General features: G+C 32.4%; 17 protein-coding genes. 9 read left to right on the top strand and 8 right to left on the bottom strand.

From position 1 onward, the window contains the following. The first annotated feature begins 6 nt into the window (after window positions 1–6). Genes HM992_RS11390 through HM992_RS11380 form a run of 3 tightly spaced genes read left to right on the top strand, consistent with a single transcriptional unit; the run spans window position 7 to window position 2,239 of the window. A complete protein-coding gene (locus HM992_RS11390) occupies window positions 7–1,260 on the top strand; it encodes a dihydroorotase (RefSeq protein WP_179319742.1) in 1,254 nt (417 codons plus the stop codon). Then, a complete protein-coding gene (locus tag HM992_RS11385; RefSeq protein WP_178985103.1) occupies window positions 1,260–1,589 on the top strand; it encodes a hypothetical protein in 330 nt (109 codons plus the stop codon). The genes HM992_RS11390 and HM992_RS11385 overlap by 1 nt, the downstream gene beginning before the upstream one ends. A 5-nt stretch (window positions 1,590–1,594) precedes the next feature. Beyond that, a complete protein-coding gene (locus tag HM992_RS11380) occupies window positions 1,595–2,239 on the top strand; it encodes an alpha/beta hydrolase (RefSeq protein ID WP_179319741.1) in 645 nt (214 codons plus the stop codon). Here HM992_RS11380 and HM992_RS11375 read toward each other — a convergent pair. Together HM992_RS11375 and HM992_RS11370 are read right to left on the bottom strand one after the other, a co-directional pair. Beyond that, the gene (locus HM992_RS11375) at window positions 2,236–2,742 is read right to left on the bottom strand and encodes a hydrolase (protein WP_229720484.1); all 507 of its coding nucleotides are present in this window, start codon (window positions 2,740–2,742) and stop codon (window positions 2,236–2,238) included. The genes HM992_RS11380 and HM992_RS11375 overlap by 4 nt on opposite strands. Before the next feature lie 2 nt (window positions 2,743–2,744). Further along, window positions 2,745–3,506 carry an MBL fold metallo-hydrolase gene (locus tag HM992_RS11370; RefSeq protein WP_179319740.1) on the bottom strand — a complete coding sequence of 254 codons (762 nt, stop codon included), beginning with the start codon at window positions 3,504–3,506 and terminating at the stop codon, window positions 2,745–2,747. 205 nt (window positions 3,507–3,711) lie between these two features. Between HM992_RS11370 and HM992_RS11365 the strand changes: the two genes are divergently transcribed. Next, window positions 3,712–5,166 carry a TonB-dependent receptor gene (locus HM992_RS11365; RefSeq protein ID WP_178985100.1) on the top strand — a complete coding sequence of 485 codons (1,455 nt, stop codon included), beginning with the start codon at window positions 3,712–3,714 and terminating at the stop codon, window positions 5,164–5,166. A gap of 82 nt (window positions 5,167–5,248) precedes the next feature. On the opposite strand, the gene bcp is transcribed toward HM992_RS11365, so the two are convergent. Continuing rightward, window positions 5,249–5,704, bottom strand: coding sequence for a thioredoxin-dependent thiol peroxidase (gene bcp, locus HM992_RS11360; RefSeq protein WP_179319739.1), 456 nt, complete (start codon window positions 5,702–5,704; stop codon window positions 5,249–5,251). A gap of 46 nt (window positions 5,705–5,750) precedes the next feature. Between bcp and HM992_RS11355 the strand changes: the two genes are divergently transcribed. Next, on the top strand, window positions 5,751–6,413 hold the full coding sequence (locus tag HM992_RS11355; RefSeq protein WP_179319738.1) for an endonuclease III domain-containing protein: 663 nt from the start codon (window positions 5,751–5,753) through the stop codon (window positions 6,411–6,413). A gap of 141 nt (window positions 6,414–6,554) precedes the next feature. Further along, window positions 6,555–7,106 (top strand): hypothetical protein, encoded by a 552-nt coding sequence (locus HM992_RS11350; protein ID WP_179319737.1) that lies wholly within the window; start codon window positions 6,555–6,557, stop codon window positions 7,104–7,106. A 29-nt stretch (window positions 7,107–7,135) separates the two neighbouring features. Here HM992_RS11350 and HM992_RS11345 read toward each other — a convergent pair whose 3' ends face one another. Both HM992_RS11345 and HM992_RS11340 read right to left on the bottom strand, forming a co-directional pair. Next, a complete protein-coding gene (locus HM992_RS11345; RefSeq protein ID WP_178985096.1) occupies window positions 7,136–7,279 on the bottom strand; it encodes a hypothetical protein in 144 nt (47 codons plus the stop codon). 57 nt (window positions 7,280–7,336) lie between these two features. Continuing rightward, entirely contained in the window at window positions 7,337–7,921 is a 585-nt protein-coding gene (locus HM992_RS11340) for an RNA polymerase sigma factor (RefSeq protein WP_178985095.1), read from the bottom strand. 468 nt (window positions 7,922–8,389) lie between these two features. On the opposite strand from HM992_RS11340, the gene uvrA reads away from it, so the two are divergent. Then, on the top strand, window positions 8,390–11,179 hold the full coding sequence (gene uvrA / locus HM992_RS11335; RefSeq protein WP_179319736.1) for an excinuclease ABC subunit UvrA: 2,790 nt from the start codon (window positions 8,390–8,392) through the stop codon (window positions 11,177–11,179). Window position 11,180: 1 nt separating this feature from the next. After that, entirely contained in the window at window positions 11,181–11,843 is a 663-nt protein-coding gene (locus HM992_RS11330) for a hypothetical protein (protein ID WP_179319735.1), read from the top strand. On the opposite strand, the gene HM992_RS11325 is transcribed toward HM992_RS11330, so the two are convergent. Then, window positions 11,840–12,919, bottom strand: a complete 1,080-nt coding sequence (locus HM992_RS11325; RefSeq protein WP_179319734.1) for a DUF3667 domain-containing protein — start codon at window positions 12,917–12,919, stop codon at window positions 11,840–11,842. The two genes, HM992_RS11330 and HM992_RS11325, sit on opposite strands and share 4 nt — an antisense overlap. Window positions 12,920–13,108: 189 nt before the next feature. Here HM992_RS11325 and HM992_RS11320 point away from each other — a divergent pair, with 189 nt between their 5' ends. Continuing rightward, complete coding sequence (locus HM992_RS11320; RefSeq protein ID WP_178985091.1) at window positions 13,109–14,323, top strand: hypothetical protein; 1,215 nt, start codon at window positions 13,109–13,111, stop codon at window positions 14,321–14,323. 82 nt (window positions 14,324–14,405) lie between these two features. On the opposite strand, the gene HM992_RS11315 is transcribed toward HM992_RS11320, so the two are convergent. Next, window positions 14,406–15,863: an oligosaccharide flippase family protein gene (locus tag HM992_RS11315; RefSeq protein ID WP_179319733.1), complete on the bottom strand. Its 1,458-nt coding sequence runs from the start codon at window positions 15,861–15,863 to the stop codon at window positions 14,406–14,408. Window positions 15,864–15,986: 123 nt separating this feature from the next. Further along, window positions 15,987–17,276 (bottom strand): glycosyltransferase, encoded by a 1,290-nt coding sequence (locus HM992_RS11310; protein WP_179319732.1) that lies wholly within the window; start codon window positions 17,274–17,276, stop codon window positions 15,987–15,989. Window positions 17,277–17,307 lie beyond the last annotated feature (31 nt).

Raw genomic sequence — 17,307 nt, 5'->3', positions numbered from 1 at the left:
CAATTCATGAACGCACTCATAAAATCTGCAACCATCGTTGATTCTAAAAGTGATTTTAACAATGAAACGGTTGATATTTTAATTGAAAAAGGTCGAATTTCTGAGATCGCCAAGAGCATTCCTAATCCTAAAGATTACAAAGAAATAAAATTAGACAACTTGCATATCTCGCAAGGCTGGTTTGATAGCAGTGTGTCTTTTGGAGAACCTGGTTACGAAGAACGCGAAACCATAGTAAATGGTTTAAAAACTGCTGCTAATTCAGGATTTACAGCTGTAGCATTAAATGCAAATTCTCAACCAGTAATTGATTCTTATGCTGACATTACCTTTGTAAAATCTAAAGCTCAAGATCATGCCGTTAGCCTCTATCCTATCGGAGCTTTAACACAATTGAGCAAAGGGGAAGATTTAGCAGAACTATTTGACATGACTAATGCAGGAGCCGTTGCTTTTTATGATTACCAAAAACCTATTTCTAATCCTAACCTCATGAAAATTGCTTTGCAATACGCCAGTAATTTTGATGGTTTGGTTTGTTCTTTTCCTCAGGAATCTAAAATTTCTGGACTTGGAGTCGTTAACGAACATATAAATAGCACTAAATTAGGACTAAAAGGAAATCCGGCTTTAGCTGAAGAATTACAAGTTGCTAGAGATTTATTTTTATTAGAATATACGGAAGGTAAGCTTCATATTCCAACAATTTCTACCGCAAAATCTGTTGAATTGATTAGAGCTGCAAAAGCTAAAAAGTTGAATATAACCTGCAGTGTTACTATTCATAATTTAGTTTTTACCGATGATGTTTTACACGACTTTGACACGAATTTTAAAGTGCTTCCTCCTTTAAGAACTCAAACCGATTGTGATGCTTTAATTGAAGGTTTAAAAGATGGTACTATTGATATGGTAACCAGCGACCATAATCCTATTGACATAGAACATAAAAAGATTGAATTCGATTTTGCTAAATATGGAACCATCGGTTTAGAATCTACTTTTGGTGCTTTACGAAACATCTTTACGACTAAGAAAGCTATAAATCTTTTAACGAAAGGAAAGTCTAGATTTAACATTGTAGAAAGCGCTATTAACGAAGGTGAAATAGCCGATTTAACTTTGTTTAATCCAGATAAGACTTACGAGTTTAGTACAGAATTCATTTCATCACGATCAAAGAATAGTATGTTTTTAGGATCAAAACTTAAAGGTGAAACTTATGGCATCATAGCCAATAACAAAATTGCTTTAAAATAATGACTCAGAATACAATAGACGAAGGTAAAACTTTAGGATTAGTCGCCTACCTCACTTTATTTGGTACATTGATTGCCTTTTTTATGAACCAAGACAAAAAAAATCCATTTACTTTTTTTCATATTAGACAAGCTTTGGGATTGGGCATAACTTACATCCTTATCGCTTTTGTTATTACTAGTTTTGATAGCATAATGATAAGTATGTCCTTTTGGATATTCTTTTCAGTGCTCTATCTTTATGGCATTTATGGTGCTATTACAGGCAAGCAAAATAAAATCCCTTTACTTGGTGATTACTTTCAAAAAGTATTTAATTCTATTGGATAATAATTATGTCAAAATTACACTACATCACTAGACCATCTTCGCTCAAAGAAAACGCCCCACTTTTAATTATGTGCCATGGTTACGGTAGCGATGAAAATGATTTATTTTCTTTCGCTTCTGAATTACCAGAGGAATTAATGATTATCTCGTTACGTGCACCTTATACTATGCAACCTTACGGAAATGCTTGGTATGCCATTAATTTTGATGCTGATAAAGGTAAATGGAGCGATAATGAACAAGCAAAACAATCGGTAAATTTAATTGCTGAATTTATTGATTATGCTTGTAACACTTACGCTGTAGATTCTAATAATGTTACGCTATTAGGTTTTAGTCAAGGTACAATTTTGAGTTACGCTGTTGCCTTAACATATCCTGAAAAAGTTAAAAATATTGTAGCTTTAAGTGGCTATATAAACGAAGATATTTTACCAGAAATCATAGCCGAAAGTGCTGTTTCGCATTTAAACTTCTTTTGTTCTCATGGTGCTGTGGACCAAGTTATTCCGGTAGATTGGGCACAAAAAGCACCTGTATTTCTTAAAGAATTAGGAATTAATTATGTGTATTCAGAATATCCTGTTGGACATGGTGTTGCACCTCAAAATTTTCATGATTTAAAAGCTTGGTTAGTTAAACATATCTAACCAATCTTAGGATACAGGAAATATTCCACCAATTTATACTTTAGGTCGTTGTTTTCGTCAATTGAATACGTCACAAAAATTTCACCCCAAAATTCTCCATCCGTAAAATTAGCAACAATCCATTTATGATTCATAACTCTAACTTTATTAATAACTAATTTAGAATCTGTCATAGATACATAAGGAACAATTGGATGATCTTCCCCCTCATAATCATTCATATTATAAAGTCCATCGATTATGGCAGGAATCAATTGTTCAGTATCATAACCTAGTGCTTCAAAATACGTTAAAGCATCTTCGTTTCTATCAATATTAAAATAACTTAATTCGAAATTCTGTTCCTCTAAAGCTTTAATGGCCTTATCCTTTTCAACAACTTTATCTTTTATCTTAACAATATCCTCTTCATATTTATCAATAATATTCTTTGAATTTACATACTGAAAAACAATCAACAGCACGGAAAAAATAAATAAATACATTAAAATTTTATTCTTCATATCTAAATAGTAATTTGTAAATTATCGTAAGCTAAAAAAACGTTTTCAGGTAATAGTTGTTCTACATCATCATGAAAACCTAATAGATGGCTAATATGTGTTAAATAGGCACGTTTAGGTTTTACTTTGGCAATAAAAGCCAAGGCTTCTTCTAAATTGAAATGTGAAATATGTGGTTTAATTCTTAATGCATTCACCACTAAAACATCTAAATTTTGAAGTTTTTCAATTTCGGTATCAGCAATCGTTTTCATGTCTGTTAAATAGGCAAAATTATGAAATCGATACCCAAAAACCTGGAGTTTATAATGTAAACCGTCAATAGGAATAACGTTAAGGTTTCCTGCTAAAAAAGGCTCGTTTTTAACTTCTGTTTTCGTTACACTCGGAACTCCTGGATACTTGTTTTCAGTTGCAAAAATATAATCAAAACGCTTCTCTAATGCATTAAAAACACGTTGATGTGCATATAATGCAATATCTCCTTGCCTGAAAAAAAACGGTCTAATATCATCTAAACCCATCGTATGATCGGCATGCTCGTGCGTAAAAATAATACCATCAATTTTAGATACTTTAGCTCTAAGCATTTGTTGTCTAAAATCGGGTCCGCAATCTACTACAAACGTAAAATTTTCCCATTCTACCAAAACCGAAACACGTAAGCGTTTATCTTTAGGATTTTCACTTAAGCACACTGGGTGATCGCTCCCAATAATTGGAATTCCTTGCGATGTACCTGTACCTAAAAATGTTATTTTCAAAACTATTGAATTTCTAAAATGATCCTAAATTGTTATACTCGTAAAAAAACGTCTTATTTTCCTTTGTATTTCATTATAAATAAAAAAAACACGCTATACATTTATTATATTTTCAATTCAGAATTGTAATCACAAAAATAAACTTATTTTTTTGTTTGCAACAGTAAAACAGTACCTTTGCTAAAACGACGCAAACCCAATATCTATGAAGGACATAACGTACGCAGGCGATTCTGATTTTGAAAATATTCCATCTCTAGCAGACAAAGCTTTACGAATAAACCTTAATGCAGATATCTATGGCACCTTTTCTGAAATTGGAGCCGGACAAGAGACTGTACGTCAATTTTTTAGAGCAGGAGGAGCTTCTGGAACTATTGCTAAAGCGATGTCTGCTTATGATAAAGATTTTAGTGATGCGATTTATGGGATTGAAGATGATAAACGTTACGTAACTGAGGCCAGACTTCGTAAGATGCTGAATCACGAAGTTAATTTAATGGAAAAGCGTATAACGAGAGATAAACATCCGAACAAAATATTCTTCTCTTATGCCAATACCGTTGCAACGATAGATTTTGCGAAAAAATTTAAAGGTCACGGTTGGGTTGGCATCAAATACCAAGTTGCGCCTAACCAAGAGTATAACGATATTATAATCCACGTACGTTTTAAAGAAACGGATGCGCGATTACAACAAGAAACCTTAGGTAAATTAGGAACTAATTTAATTTATGGTGCATTTTACAAGTACAACCAACCGCGTAAATTATTACGCTATTTATACGACCACTTAGATAAAGATCAATTAGAGATTGACACTATTAATTTCTCAGGTCCAGTATTTGAAAACGTAGATAACCGTTTAATGAGTTTACAACTGGTTAAAAACGGAATGACAGATGCCGTAATGTTTGCGCCAGATGGTAATAATGTATTGCCTGCTCGTGTACTTTACAAAAAGAATATTTTAACACTTAGAGGAAGTTTTAGACCTGTAACTAAGGTTAATATGGACATGCTGGAGAAATCTTACGAAATGTTCATTAAAGAAAATAAAGTTGATAAAGATAAAACACAAGTTGTTTTTGAAATCACACTGTCCAATCTAAGAGCTGAAGGAGAAATTGACGAACAAGATTTTATGGATCGTGCTAAACTGTTATGTTCTTTAGGACAAACGGTATTAATCTCTAACTTCCAAGAATATTATAAATTGGTAGAATACTTCTCTCAATATTCTAGAGCAAGAATGGGATTAGCTATGGGTGTGAATAATCTTGTAGATATTTTTGACGAGAAATATTACCGTCATTTAAGTGGAGGCATATTAGAAGCCTTTGGAAAACTATTTTACAAAGATTTAAGAGTGTATTTATATCCAATGGAAAACAAGGATGGAACTGTAACTACAAGTGAAAACCTTAAAGTTCATCCACGTATGAAGGAATTATACAAATTCTTTAAATACAATGGCAAAGTTGTAGACATAACAGATTATAATGCATCTAACCTTACTGTGTTCTCTAGAACTGTCCTTAAAATGATAGTAGATAATGAAGATGGATGGGAAGCTATGTTGCCAGAAGGTGTTTCTAAATTAATTAAAGAAAAGAGCTTATTTGGTTGCGAATCTGAAGAGGTGATGCATAAGAATTGAGATATAATTAAAAAATCAAAAAAGCGACTATTACCTACCGAAAGTAGAATAATAGTCGCTTTTTTGTTTACTTTACATATTGTTATTCGCCTAAAATCTGCTCTGCATGAGCTTTGGTTTTTACTTTTGATATAACATCTTCAATAACACCATCTTCATTTATTACAAAAGTGGTTCTGTGAATACCATCATATTCTTTACCCATAAATTTCTTAGGTCCCCAAACACCAAAAGCTTCAATAACCGCTTTATCTTCATCAGCTAATAATGGATATTGAAATCCGTATTTAGTTTTAAAATTAGTTTGTCTTTTTGCACTATCTGCACTCACACCCAAAATCTCATAACCTTGCGCTTTAAAACGGTCGTAATTATCATTAAGGTTACAAGCTTCTGCAGTGCAACCTGGTGTACTTGCTTTTGGATAAAAGAAAACCACTAATTTTTTGCCTTTATAATCGGATAATGAAATAGCATTGCCTTTTTCATCTGTTGCTGAAAAATTTGGTGCCTTATCTCCTACTTTTAAATATGTCATAATTACGTAAATTTGTATTAAATCGCTTATTAGGTAAAAATACAAAATGACTAAACAAGAAAAAGTAAATTTCGTTATAAATACATTGTATAAATTATATCCTGAAATTCCGGTGCCATTAGACCATAAGGATCCTTATACCTTGTTAATTGCCGTTTTAATGTCTGCACAAAGTACTGATGTACGAGTTAATAAAATTACTCCATTGTTATTTGAACGTGCGGACAATCCGTATGACATGATTAAATTAAGTGTCGAAGAAATTAGAGAGATCATCAAACCTGTTGGCTTATCGCCCATGAAAAGTAAAGGCATCCATGGTTTGTCTCAAATTTTAATTGACAAGCATAATGGAGAAGTTCCTAAAACTTATGAAGATTTAGAAGAATTACCAGCGGTTGGACATAAAACGGCTGCTGTAGTTTTATCACAAGCTTTTGGTATACCTGCATTTCCTGTAGATACGCATATTCATCGCTTAATGTACCGTTGGAATTTAACCAATGGCAAAAACGTGGTACAGACCGAAAAAGATGCCAAACGTATCTTTCCTGAAGAACTTTGGAATGATTTACATCTTCAAATTATATGGTATGGCAGGCAATATTCACCTGCTCGTGGTTGGGATTTAGAGAAAGATATAATCACCAAAACTATTGGCAGAAAATCAGTTTTAGACGAATATTATAAAAAGAAGAATAAGAAATAATTGTCAGTCGCAGTCGCAGTATTCAGTAATTTAGAATTTAGAATTTAGAATTTAGAATTTAGATTGCAATTTAAAATTCATAGAACTATAAACAAGTTGTAGTGGTACAATTCTTGATGTCTTATCAGAAACCATCAATCAATGAAAAAAATTATTATTCTACTATTAGTAATTACAGCAACCGCTTGTATTCCTGTGCAGATTACGCCTAAATTTAAGAATCAAGATTATAAGGTAATGCTAGCTAAGAAGTTTCAAAAGAATATGCCTAGAGAGACTGCTTTCATTTTTAAAGACTCTAAAGATGCTGAAGAATTTTACAATTACATCAACAAAAAATACAATCTAAATAATATTGACGTGGGCTACAATGTTCCTTTTCAACTCGAAGGCCAAACGCTTTATTTATCATATCATGAAGCCGAACGTACGGATAAAAACGTGAACCTTCCTCTAGTTTTAATTGATGCAAAACGAGAAAGTAACGGAAACTCAAGCTTATTCGAAAACAATTATACAAGTAGAACAGGCCATTGGTATCTTATCCTAACCGTTTATGATGAAAACATCAAAAACTGCTTAAGAGATCAGCATCCTCTAAAGGAAAAAACAATAGAATACTTAAAAGAATTAAAACAAGAATATCTAACAACTCAAAACTACGAAGAGTTGTTATTGACAAAAAAATCCTAATGCTTTCACATCAGGATTTTTCTTCAAAATTAATTTAGTAGTGCTTCAAACTTCAATTTATTATAATCTATAACACTTAAAGCCTTTGAGTAATTCAAAAGGAAACTTATGGTTTCTTCTTTTGGTAATAGGCTATTATTTTTTGGGGAAGCGTGAGAGTAAATTTTTGCCATTTTATCAATTTAAGAGTTTATATATAGCAAAAACGCACTTCTATATACTTTATTGTATTAATTAGTTAAAATGATGTTATTTTGTTCAATTACCTTACGCATATTAATAAGTGCATAACGCATTCTACCTAAAGCCGTATTTATACTAACACCTGTTCGTTCTGAAATTTCTTTAAAACTCATATCTTGATACATGCGCATTAAAAGTACTTGTTTTTGATCTTCTGGTAATTCTTCAATAATACGTCTTACATCAGATTCTACCTGGTCTTTTATAAGTACTTTCTCCGCATTTAAAGTAGAATCACTTAGTACAGAAAAAATACTAAACTCTCCTGCATTATCAAATTTAGGCATACGACTATTTTTTCTAAAATGGTCAATTACCAAATTGTGAGCAATACGCATAACCCAAGGTAAAAATTTACCTTCTTCATTATATTTACCACGTTTTAAATTCTTAATAACCTTGATAAACGTATCCTGAAAAACATCTTCAGTAACATCTCTATCATAGACTTTAGAATAAATAAAACTGTAAATTTTTTGCTTATGCCTTTCTATTAAAACTGAAAGTGCACTCTCGTCTCCGTTAATGTAGTTGCTAACCAACGCTGCGTCTTGGATAAGTTCGTTTTTCATAATAATTACTTTAGTCCTTAGTAGTTGCTTACTAAGATTGGGGTTACTAGCTGTTTTCTAAAAGTAATATTATGCTATACGCAGATGTTTTTAAATTATGAATAAGTTTCAAATATAACAACAATCATTCCAATTAAACAAAGAAAAGTACTAAAATTTAACATTTTGTCGGATAAAGCGCTCCTTTAATGGATGAAGGTTTTTAATAGAATAAAAAGAAAAGCCCCAAAAGCAAAGACTTCAGTATAACTAACTAATAAAATTTCTTTGACATTATTAAAAAAATAATATTAAAAAAAGCAAGACTATTTCTCTGAAAGAACTAAAGACAATAACCAAAAACCCATTAAAATTTATGAAAACCCAGACTAAAGTTTTCAAGAATGATCATTAATGAATTTTAAGACATAATTTAATCCTTATTCCCTATTATAGTATCTTTGCAAACTTAGATACCGAAATCCACCTATGATTACTACTGATTTAGACGTTAGCCCAAAAGAAAACATCATTATAAAAGGTGCAAAATTGCACAACCTTAAAAATATTGATGTGGTTATTCCTCGTAATAAACTAGTGGTAATTACGGGATTATCAGGTTCTGGAAAGTCGAGTTTAGCCTTTGACACCTTATATGCTGAAGGTCAAAGACGCTATGTTGAAAGCTTGAGTAGTTACGCACGTCAGTTTTTAGGTCGACTCAATAAACCCAAAGTAGATTACATTAAAGGAATTGCTCCAGCTATTGCTATTGAGCAAAAGGTAAATTCAACCAATCCACGTTCCACAGTTGGTACAACGACAGAAATTTACGATTATCTAAAATTATTATTTGCGCGTATTGGAAAGACCTACTCTCCTATTTCAGGCGAAGAAGTAAAAAAGCATACGGTTTCTGATGTCATTAATTATATTTCAAAATTTAAGGAAGGCACCAAATTATTACTCTTAGCTCCTATTATATTAGAAGACGGACGAACCATTGAAAACAAACTTCAAACGCTACAACAACAAGGTTATGCGCGTATAAAAGTAAAAGACGATGTTGTTAGAATAGATGACGCCTTAAAACAAAATATTAAATCAGATAAAAATCTATTCTTAGTAGTCGATAGAATTGTATTTAAAAATGAAGAAGATTTTCTCAATCGTTTGGCAGATGCTGTAGGAACTGCTTTTTATGAAGGTGTTGGTACTTGTATTATAGAATCACTTTCCGATAAAAAACAAACCGTATTTAATAATAAGTTTGAATTAGACGGCATGTCTTTTTTAGAACCTAATGCACACTTATTTAGCTTCAATAATCCTTATGGAGCTTGCCCTAAATGTGAAGGTTATGGAGATGTGATTGGAATCGATGATGATTTAGTAATTCCTAATACCGCTTTATCTGTTTTTGAAAATGCCATTTTCCCTTGGAGAGGTGAAAGTATGAGCTGGTACAGAGATCAGTTGGTTAACAATTCTCATGAATTTGATTTCCCTATTCACAAACCTTATTTTCAATTAAGTGATGAACACAAAGCACTTATTTGGAAGGGCAATAAATACTTTGAAGGTTTAGATGATTTCTTTGCAGAATTAGAATCTAAAGCGTATAAAATTCAGAATCGCGTGATGTTATCGCGTTATCGTGGTAAAACAAAATGCAGCGTTTGTAAAGGAAAGCGCTTGCGTGTGGAAGCTAGTTATGTAAAAATTGATAATGCTACTATTACAGATTTAGTCGATTTACCTATAGACGAATTAACTGTGTTTTTTCAAAAATTGGAGTTAAACGACAGTGATACTAAAATCGCCAAACGTCTCTTAACTGAAATTAATACACGACTAGGTTTTTTATCTAATGTTGGATTAAATTATTTAACCTTAAACAGAAAATCGAATACCCTTTCTGGTGGAGAAAGTCAACGTATAAACTTGGCGACCTCTTTAGGAAGTAGCTTAGTTGGTTCCATGTATATTTTAGATGAACCTAGTATTGGCTTGCATCCTAAAGATACTGAACGTTTAATTGAGGTTTTAAAATCTTTACGTGATTTAGGAAACACGGTTATTGTGGTTGAGCACGACGAAGACATTATGAAAGCTGCAGATTCTATTATAGATATCGGACCAGAAGCCGGAACTTTAGGTGGAGACGTTGTTGCTGTTGGAAATTTTAAAGAAATTTTAAAGGCAGATACACTCACCGCTAAATACCTAAATGGTCAATTAGAAATTGAAGTCCCTAAAAAACGAAGAACTTCAAAATATAATATCGAAATTGTTGGTGCTCGTGAAAACAATTTAAAAAATGTAAATGTTACATTTCCGTTAGAAATGTTAACGGTTATTACCGGAGTTTCTGGAAGTGGAAAAAGCACCTTGGTTAAAAAGATTCTTTTTCCTGCCATACAAAAGAAATTGACAGGATTTAGTGATAAAATAGGACAAGTATCAGAAATAAAAGGCGATCATAGTATTATTGAGCATGTCGAATTTGTAGATCAGAATCCGATTGGTCGTTCTTCGCGTTCCAATCCTGTGACTTATATTAAGGCTTATGATGATATCAGAGCATTATTTGCCTCACAAAAATTAAGCAACATAAGAAATTATGCGGCCAAGCATTTTAGTTTTAATGTCGATGGTGGCCGTTGTGAAACATGTAAAGGAGAAGGAGAAGTTACTATCGAAATGCAGTTTATGGCAGATGTCCATTTAACTTGCGATACTTGTGGCGGCAAACGCTTTAAAAAAGAAGTCTTAGAAGTTAAGTTTGAGGGTAAGTCTATCGATGATATTTTAAATCTTACCATTGATGATGCTATAGCTTTTTTCAAAAGCCATAAGCAAACTAAAATTCAAGGAAAGTTGCAACCGCTTCAAGATGTTGGTTTGGGTTATGTCACTTTAGGACAATCCTCTTCTACCCTTTCTGGTGGTGAAGCGCAACGTATTAAGCTCGCTACATTTTTAGGAAAAGGAAGTAAAAGTGATAATGCGCTTTTCATATTCGATGAACCTACAACCGGACTTCATTTTCACGATATTAAGAAGTTATTGAAATCGTTTCAAGCATTAATCTCCAAAGGCCATTCAATAATTGTAATTGAACACAATATTGATTTGATTAAATGTGCCGATTATATTATAGACTTGGGTCCAGAAGGAGGAAAACATGGCGGACAAGTCGTTGCTGCTGGTACACCTGAAGACATCGCAAAAAACAAAAACTCAGTAACAGGAAAATATTTAAAAGAGAAATTATAGAATGGATTTGCCTAAAGGTTTTCATAAAGAAGTTATTGAAGTTAGAGGAAATTCACTTAACAATAAAGCTTCTATAAAATCTAAAGTTTCAACCTCTCCCTTAAAATATGGTGGAGCAAGTTTTAAAACCAATGTTTTAATTCAAGCAAATCCTTCTAAATTAATTTATAAACCTTCCATTGGAGCTGCCATCTTCAGCTTTATATTTTTAGCCGTTGGTTTAGGAGTTCTTTTTTATGCTTTATTTCCATTGTTTCAATCCCAAATTGAATCTGTTTCAATCCCTTGGTTTTTAATTCTTTTTGGACTCATTTTTTCTGGTGCAGGAGGTTTCATGTTTTATATATTTTATAAACCAAGAGTATTCGACAAGCAGCAAGGGCTTTATTACACGACTTATCAATTCAAATTACATAAATCGAGAAGGCAACACTCTGAAGACTATTTACCTTTGAAATCAATTGTTGCTATTCAAATTATTGGAGAGCACGTTCAAAGTGATGACGGTTCTTACAAAAGTTTTGAACTCAACTTAGTTTTAGATGATGCTTCTAGAAGAAACGTCGTTGACCATGGAAACCTTAAATCTATCATTAACGATGCTGAGATGTTGAGTGCATTTTTAAATGTTCCAATTTGGCATGCTGGTTCTCATACCGACTAATAAAACAGAAAGGCAAATGTCATTATTGTTATTGTAGAAATTAAAACCACCGGAAAAAAGAGCATTGTAACTAAAGAGGTTTTAATAAAACTCAAAAACCAACCTTGACGGTAAAAGCGTTTTATTGCGATAAAAAAGTATATAAAACAAGATAAGGTAATTAAGAAATCTATCCAATCTGGTATTTCATAAATTAAGTTGATGCCAAAAATGATACTCAAAACGGTAAAAATAAACGAGAAATAATAAAAACTAAAGACCAAATGATGTGCATACCTCCCTCTAATAAAATAGAACAGTTTAAGTATTAATGCAAAAATTGGTAGTACAAAAAATAAGGCAATCGGTATAGTATCGTAAAATCTACTTAAAATATTACCTGCATCTTTGGCTTTATAGAATTTAAGAACCTGCGTATATATTTTTCGCGTTAACCAACCATCATCTTCTTCTAATCCCATGGCTACATAGATATCTTTATCAGAAGCATTTATACCTATTAAAGAATCGATTTGTGACTCATCAATACCAAAGAAATCACCTTTCCGCGTGTAAAGGTTTTCTTGATTTGTGATAGAATCTATTTCTTTATCACTCATACCAGTAATAAATTTATTCTTCTTAAGTGCAAGACCAACTTCCTTTCTAGCTATGGAATCATTTATATGCTTTAACGAATCTCTTTTTCTTGTTTGCACAGAATCTAAAATAACAGTTCCATCTTTATCAAAAATCTCTAGAAAATTATTGTTGAGATCAGAAACTTGTTCTCTAACTGTAAACGAAAAAATAAAAAAGAATACTACAGAAATAAACAAATACATCTGTGCAGGATGCAAATACATTAAGCGCTTTCCTTTTATAAATTCTTTTGGCAAATACCCAGGTTTAAACATTAAAGGCACAAAGCTTTTAAAGAAACGTGCATCAAATGAAAAGTAATTACTAATGGTATTATAAAATAATACACCTATGGTAAGTTCATCATTTGCTTTTTGACCACAATGCGGACAAAACTGAAAATTGTCATCAAAAGGTTGTTCACAATTCTGGCAATGTATTTGATTCGGTTTCATGGTCGATTGTTGGTCTTGGTTTAAAAGTAATAAAATTTACAACATCTCAGGTATTAATAATAAAACACATATCACTAATTGTAGATATTTCGGTTACCTTTAATAATAACACATTAACAATCAGGGATTTATATTTTTGGCACGCTGTTTGTTTTATACTAACCGAGTTTAATTTAAAACCCAATTATTATGAAACGAATTATATATTTATTTGCAGCTTTAGTCGCTATAAGCACAACTGCATTCGCAACTACCACCACAACATCAGAAGCAGAGTCTTCAATTAATAACTATGTGAAAGGTTATGGCAATTCTTTCATATTTAATGAAGCGGGAATTGAATTTTCTGTTTTTGCAGATGGCCAGTTTGATTTTTATTTACCAAATTATGGACCAGATGTAAGCGTCGGAATTAACACTCCTGGTTTTAGTTTGAGTTTTAACTCTGGTTATGATTATAATCCTTATTTACAATATGATAGTTTTGGAGCTATTATTCAAATTGAAAATACACCAATCTATTATGATTATTACGGACGTGTAAATCAAATTGGAAACATTTTTATCAACTACAATAGTTTTGGTAGAATTAGTAACGTTGGAGGATTAAATGTGTACTACAGAAACAATGTGTTTTATAGATATGATGGCTACATCAACATATACAACAGATCTTATGTTTATAGACCATGGCACCAGTTTTATGCGGCACCACATGTTAACTTTAGTGTTGTACATGTAAACCCATACAGACAATATTATACACCTGTAAGACATATTTATTACAGACCTTATACTAATAATGTTAGACATTATAACATTGGAAGACGTGATAATGGCCATGCTGTAAGAAGAACGACTACCACAACTAGAACACGTATCAGTTATGCGCAAACTCCGAGAAACAGTGCCGAACGTAATATTAGAACTCAGGCACAACGTAGAAATGCAACTATAGCAACTGCAAGAACAACACGTTTAAGTGAGGCTAATACAAGAACTACTACACGCAGTACAGCTGCAACCAGTAGAACAAGTACTAATCGTGTTTCTAGAGCGGTGACACCTACACGTTCAACGACAAGAGCTACAACACCTGTAAGAACAACGACAAGTACAACAACAAGAACGAATACACGAGTTGTGACACCAAGTAGAACTCAGACGCAACGTTCTACTAGTGTAACACCAACTAGAAGTACAAATAGAAATGTGACCAGAAGTAGTTCTTCTGTGTCTAATAATACAGTGACAAGAAATAGTTCTTCGGTTAGAAAACCAACGACAACTAATTCTCGTATATCTAATAGAACAACGTCATCGTCTGTAAAGGCAAAATCTAGCACAAGTAGAACAAGCAACCAAAGTTCTACAAGATCTAGCTCAAGACGAACAAGAGGATAAAAAGTTTTTTTGGTTGGTTAGAAGTTCCCGTATGTAGTATGCCTCAAAGCACCTTGCGGGAATTTCTTGTTTTAATACGTACCTAAAGTTTTAGGTACTTTTTTATTTGTTCTGAAATATCTTCAGACACATTCAGTTTATAAATAAGAATAAGATATACGACACCAATTAATCCAGATTTCAACATGATATTAGCAACAGGATGAAATGGAAATTCCCAAAAATAAAATGCCAACGATAATACAATCAGTGTGAGGACAACCTTAGCAGAACCTGTTGTAAATGGTAGCATATTAAATTTCTGTTTTACGAATATTATTTTGATGGTATTATAAATAAACACGGCCAAAAACGTAGCAAAAGCAGAACCGTCAATACCATAAATAGGAATAAAAACGGCATTCAGCACAATGGCCATAATCGCTAATAAGACACCAAAAAATAACACCATTCTGTAATAATCACTATTAAATAAAATTGCATTGTTGTTCCCTAAACTATTATCATACAGTTTTGCCAGACTTACAATTAGCACAACAAATAGGCCTCCTGTAAATTCCTCTGGAAGGATTTCATAAAGCTGATTGATATTTAAAATAATTAATAGAAAAATAAAACCACTCACTACTAAAAGCGTCGTAGAACTGCGTTTGTATAAATCTTCTAAAGCTACCTTGTCGTTTTCGTTAAGATATTTAGCCGTTAATGGCAACATAATTTGATGCATAGCGCGTTGCGGAACAGCAATAACTGTAGCTATAAAAATGGCAACACTGTAGTAAGCCACCTGCTCAATATCTGGTAATATTAACCCAATCATAAACTTATCGATATCGAGAATAAGCATGGCTACCGAACCGGCAATAATCATTAAAGCCGAATACTTTAATATTGAAAATTGATTTTCTAATTTTTGAAAGTTCAACTTTGGAAATCTTACTGAATACGCATAAAGTTTCATAATTAGCATTCGTAAAACATAAACTCCAACCATTGCAACTATGAAATTGTCTACTGTTAACCACTCTAAATACACCGCAAAAAGTAATATCATAATACCTATGCGGTGAAAAACCTCTTTCATTACATTTCCGAAAACAGTTTGCATTTGCACTTTTGTCCAAGCAAAAAAGATTTCAAAATAAGCCATAGCAATAGCTAGAATAAAAATATGCCAGACATAATTTTCTACAATTTGGTTTTCGTTTGAAAGCCAATTAACAATAGCATCATACGCAAAATAACCTATAAAACCAGTTGGTATAATAAACAATAACGGTAGAAATAGCATTAAAGTTAGAAAACTATTAATGCTGTTTTTTGATTTAAAAGATGAATAGAATTTGACAATAGCATTATGAACTCCAAAGGCCATAAAAGGCATCATAATATTAGCCGCTGAAAGCAAAAAAGCAACTAGTCCATAATATTGATCTGATAAAAAGTTGGTGTAAAGAAAAAGCGTATTAATGGCACCAATACCAAAGCCCAAATACGTTGTAATGGTGTTTTTGAAAGACTGGTTTAATACAATTCCCATAGCGAAGCAAAATACGATTAATTAATCTCAAATTTTAAAATGTTGATCGAAAACACCCCTAAAGTCCCCTCCAGGGAACATTCCTATTAATAAGCTTCTGGGTATTGTCACTTTGGGTGAAATTTAGACGTGTTTTAACAATCCTGCTAATTTTTCAGTCAAAGCTCTTCTGCTATAAGGTTGTAGACCGATAGCATTTACTTTTAATGCATTGTTTTGAAACGCTTCAAAATAGCTTAAGAGTTGCGTTTTTAATTCCGCTTTTTGCTGGTAGTTAAAATACGTTCCTGTATTGGTAGATTTGATGATTTGTTCTACATCTGAATCTTTTGGGCCTATTGCTAAAATTGGTGTTTCAGAAATGAGATACTCAAAAACTTTTCCTGGAATTATCGCTTTGGTATCTTCTGAATCGATTTCAATTAACAATAATACTTGTGATTTCATTTGAAACTTTAACGCTTCATCATGATTCACATAACCAACAATATTGACATGATCTTTTAATCCATTTTGATGAATGGATTCAATGACATCATCACTAACTACACCAATTAATTGCAATTTGAAAGCTTCAGAAAAAGCACTATTTTCTTTAATTAATTCTGAAAGTGTTTCCCATAACACCACAGGATTTCGTTCCGATAATAACGACCCAATATGTGATAACGTAAAGAGCTCATCCTTCCCTTCTACCCTAACCGAATGTGAATCATAACCATTCGTAATAACAGAAATTGGTTGATTCGTTTTAGTTAGGAATTCATTTTTGGTATGATTACTAGTTACTATAATTTCATCCGCTGAATTTAACACGTCTTGTTCTAAACCTAGATGTTTAATTTTTGAAGCCTCTGTTAATTTTAACTCTTTGTGATACCCAATAGTAGTCCAAGGATCTCTAAAATCGGCTACCCATTTTACTCCTAATGTTGCTTTTAACTGTAGGCCAATTAAATGTAAACTATGCGGTGGACCTGTTGTAATTATGGTTTCAATTTTATGTTTTTCAATATAATCTGATAAAAACGAAACGGAAGGTTTAACCCAGTTTTTACGCGCATCGGGAATAAAGAAATTCCCTCTCACATAAAGCATCGTTTTTTCAATAAACGATTGCTTTTTAGCTTTAGGAATGACTCCTGAACTTATTTTATTTGATTTCCCTTTTGAAAACACACTCGCTAAAACATAAGGTTCATTAATAGGCTGTTTTAAAATAGTAACTGTATCAGGAATTTCATTTACCAAACTTTCATCCATTATAGGATAGTTCGGGTTTTCAGGACAATAGACTATAGGTTCAATTCCAAATTTAGGCAAGTACTTCACAAATTTTAACCAACGTTGCACGCCTGGACCTCCTGCTGGTGGCCAATAATAGGTTATTATGAGTACTTTTTTTTTGCTCATTTCTATCATTCCTGCGAAAGCAGAAATCTAC

Source organism: Winogradskyella helgolandensis (assembly GCF_013404085.1).
GTDB classification, from domain to species: domain Bacteria; phylum Bacteroidota; class Bacteroidia; order Flavobacteriales; family Flavobacteriaceae; genus Winogradskyella; species Winogradskyella helgolandensis.
This window is presented reverse-complemented; position numbering and strand designations above follow the sequence as displayed.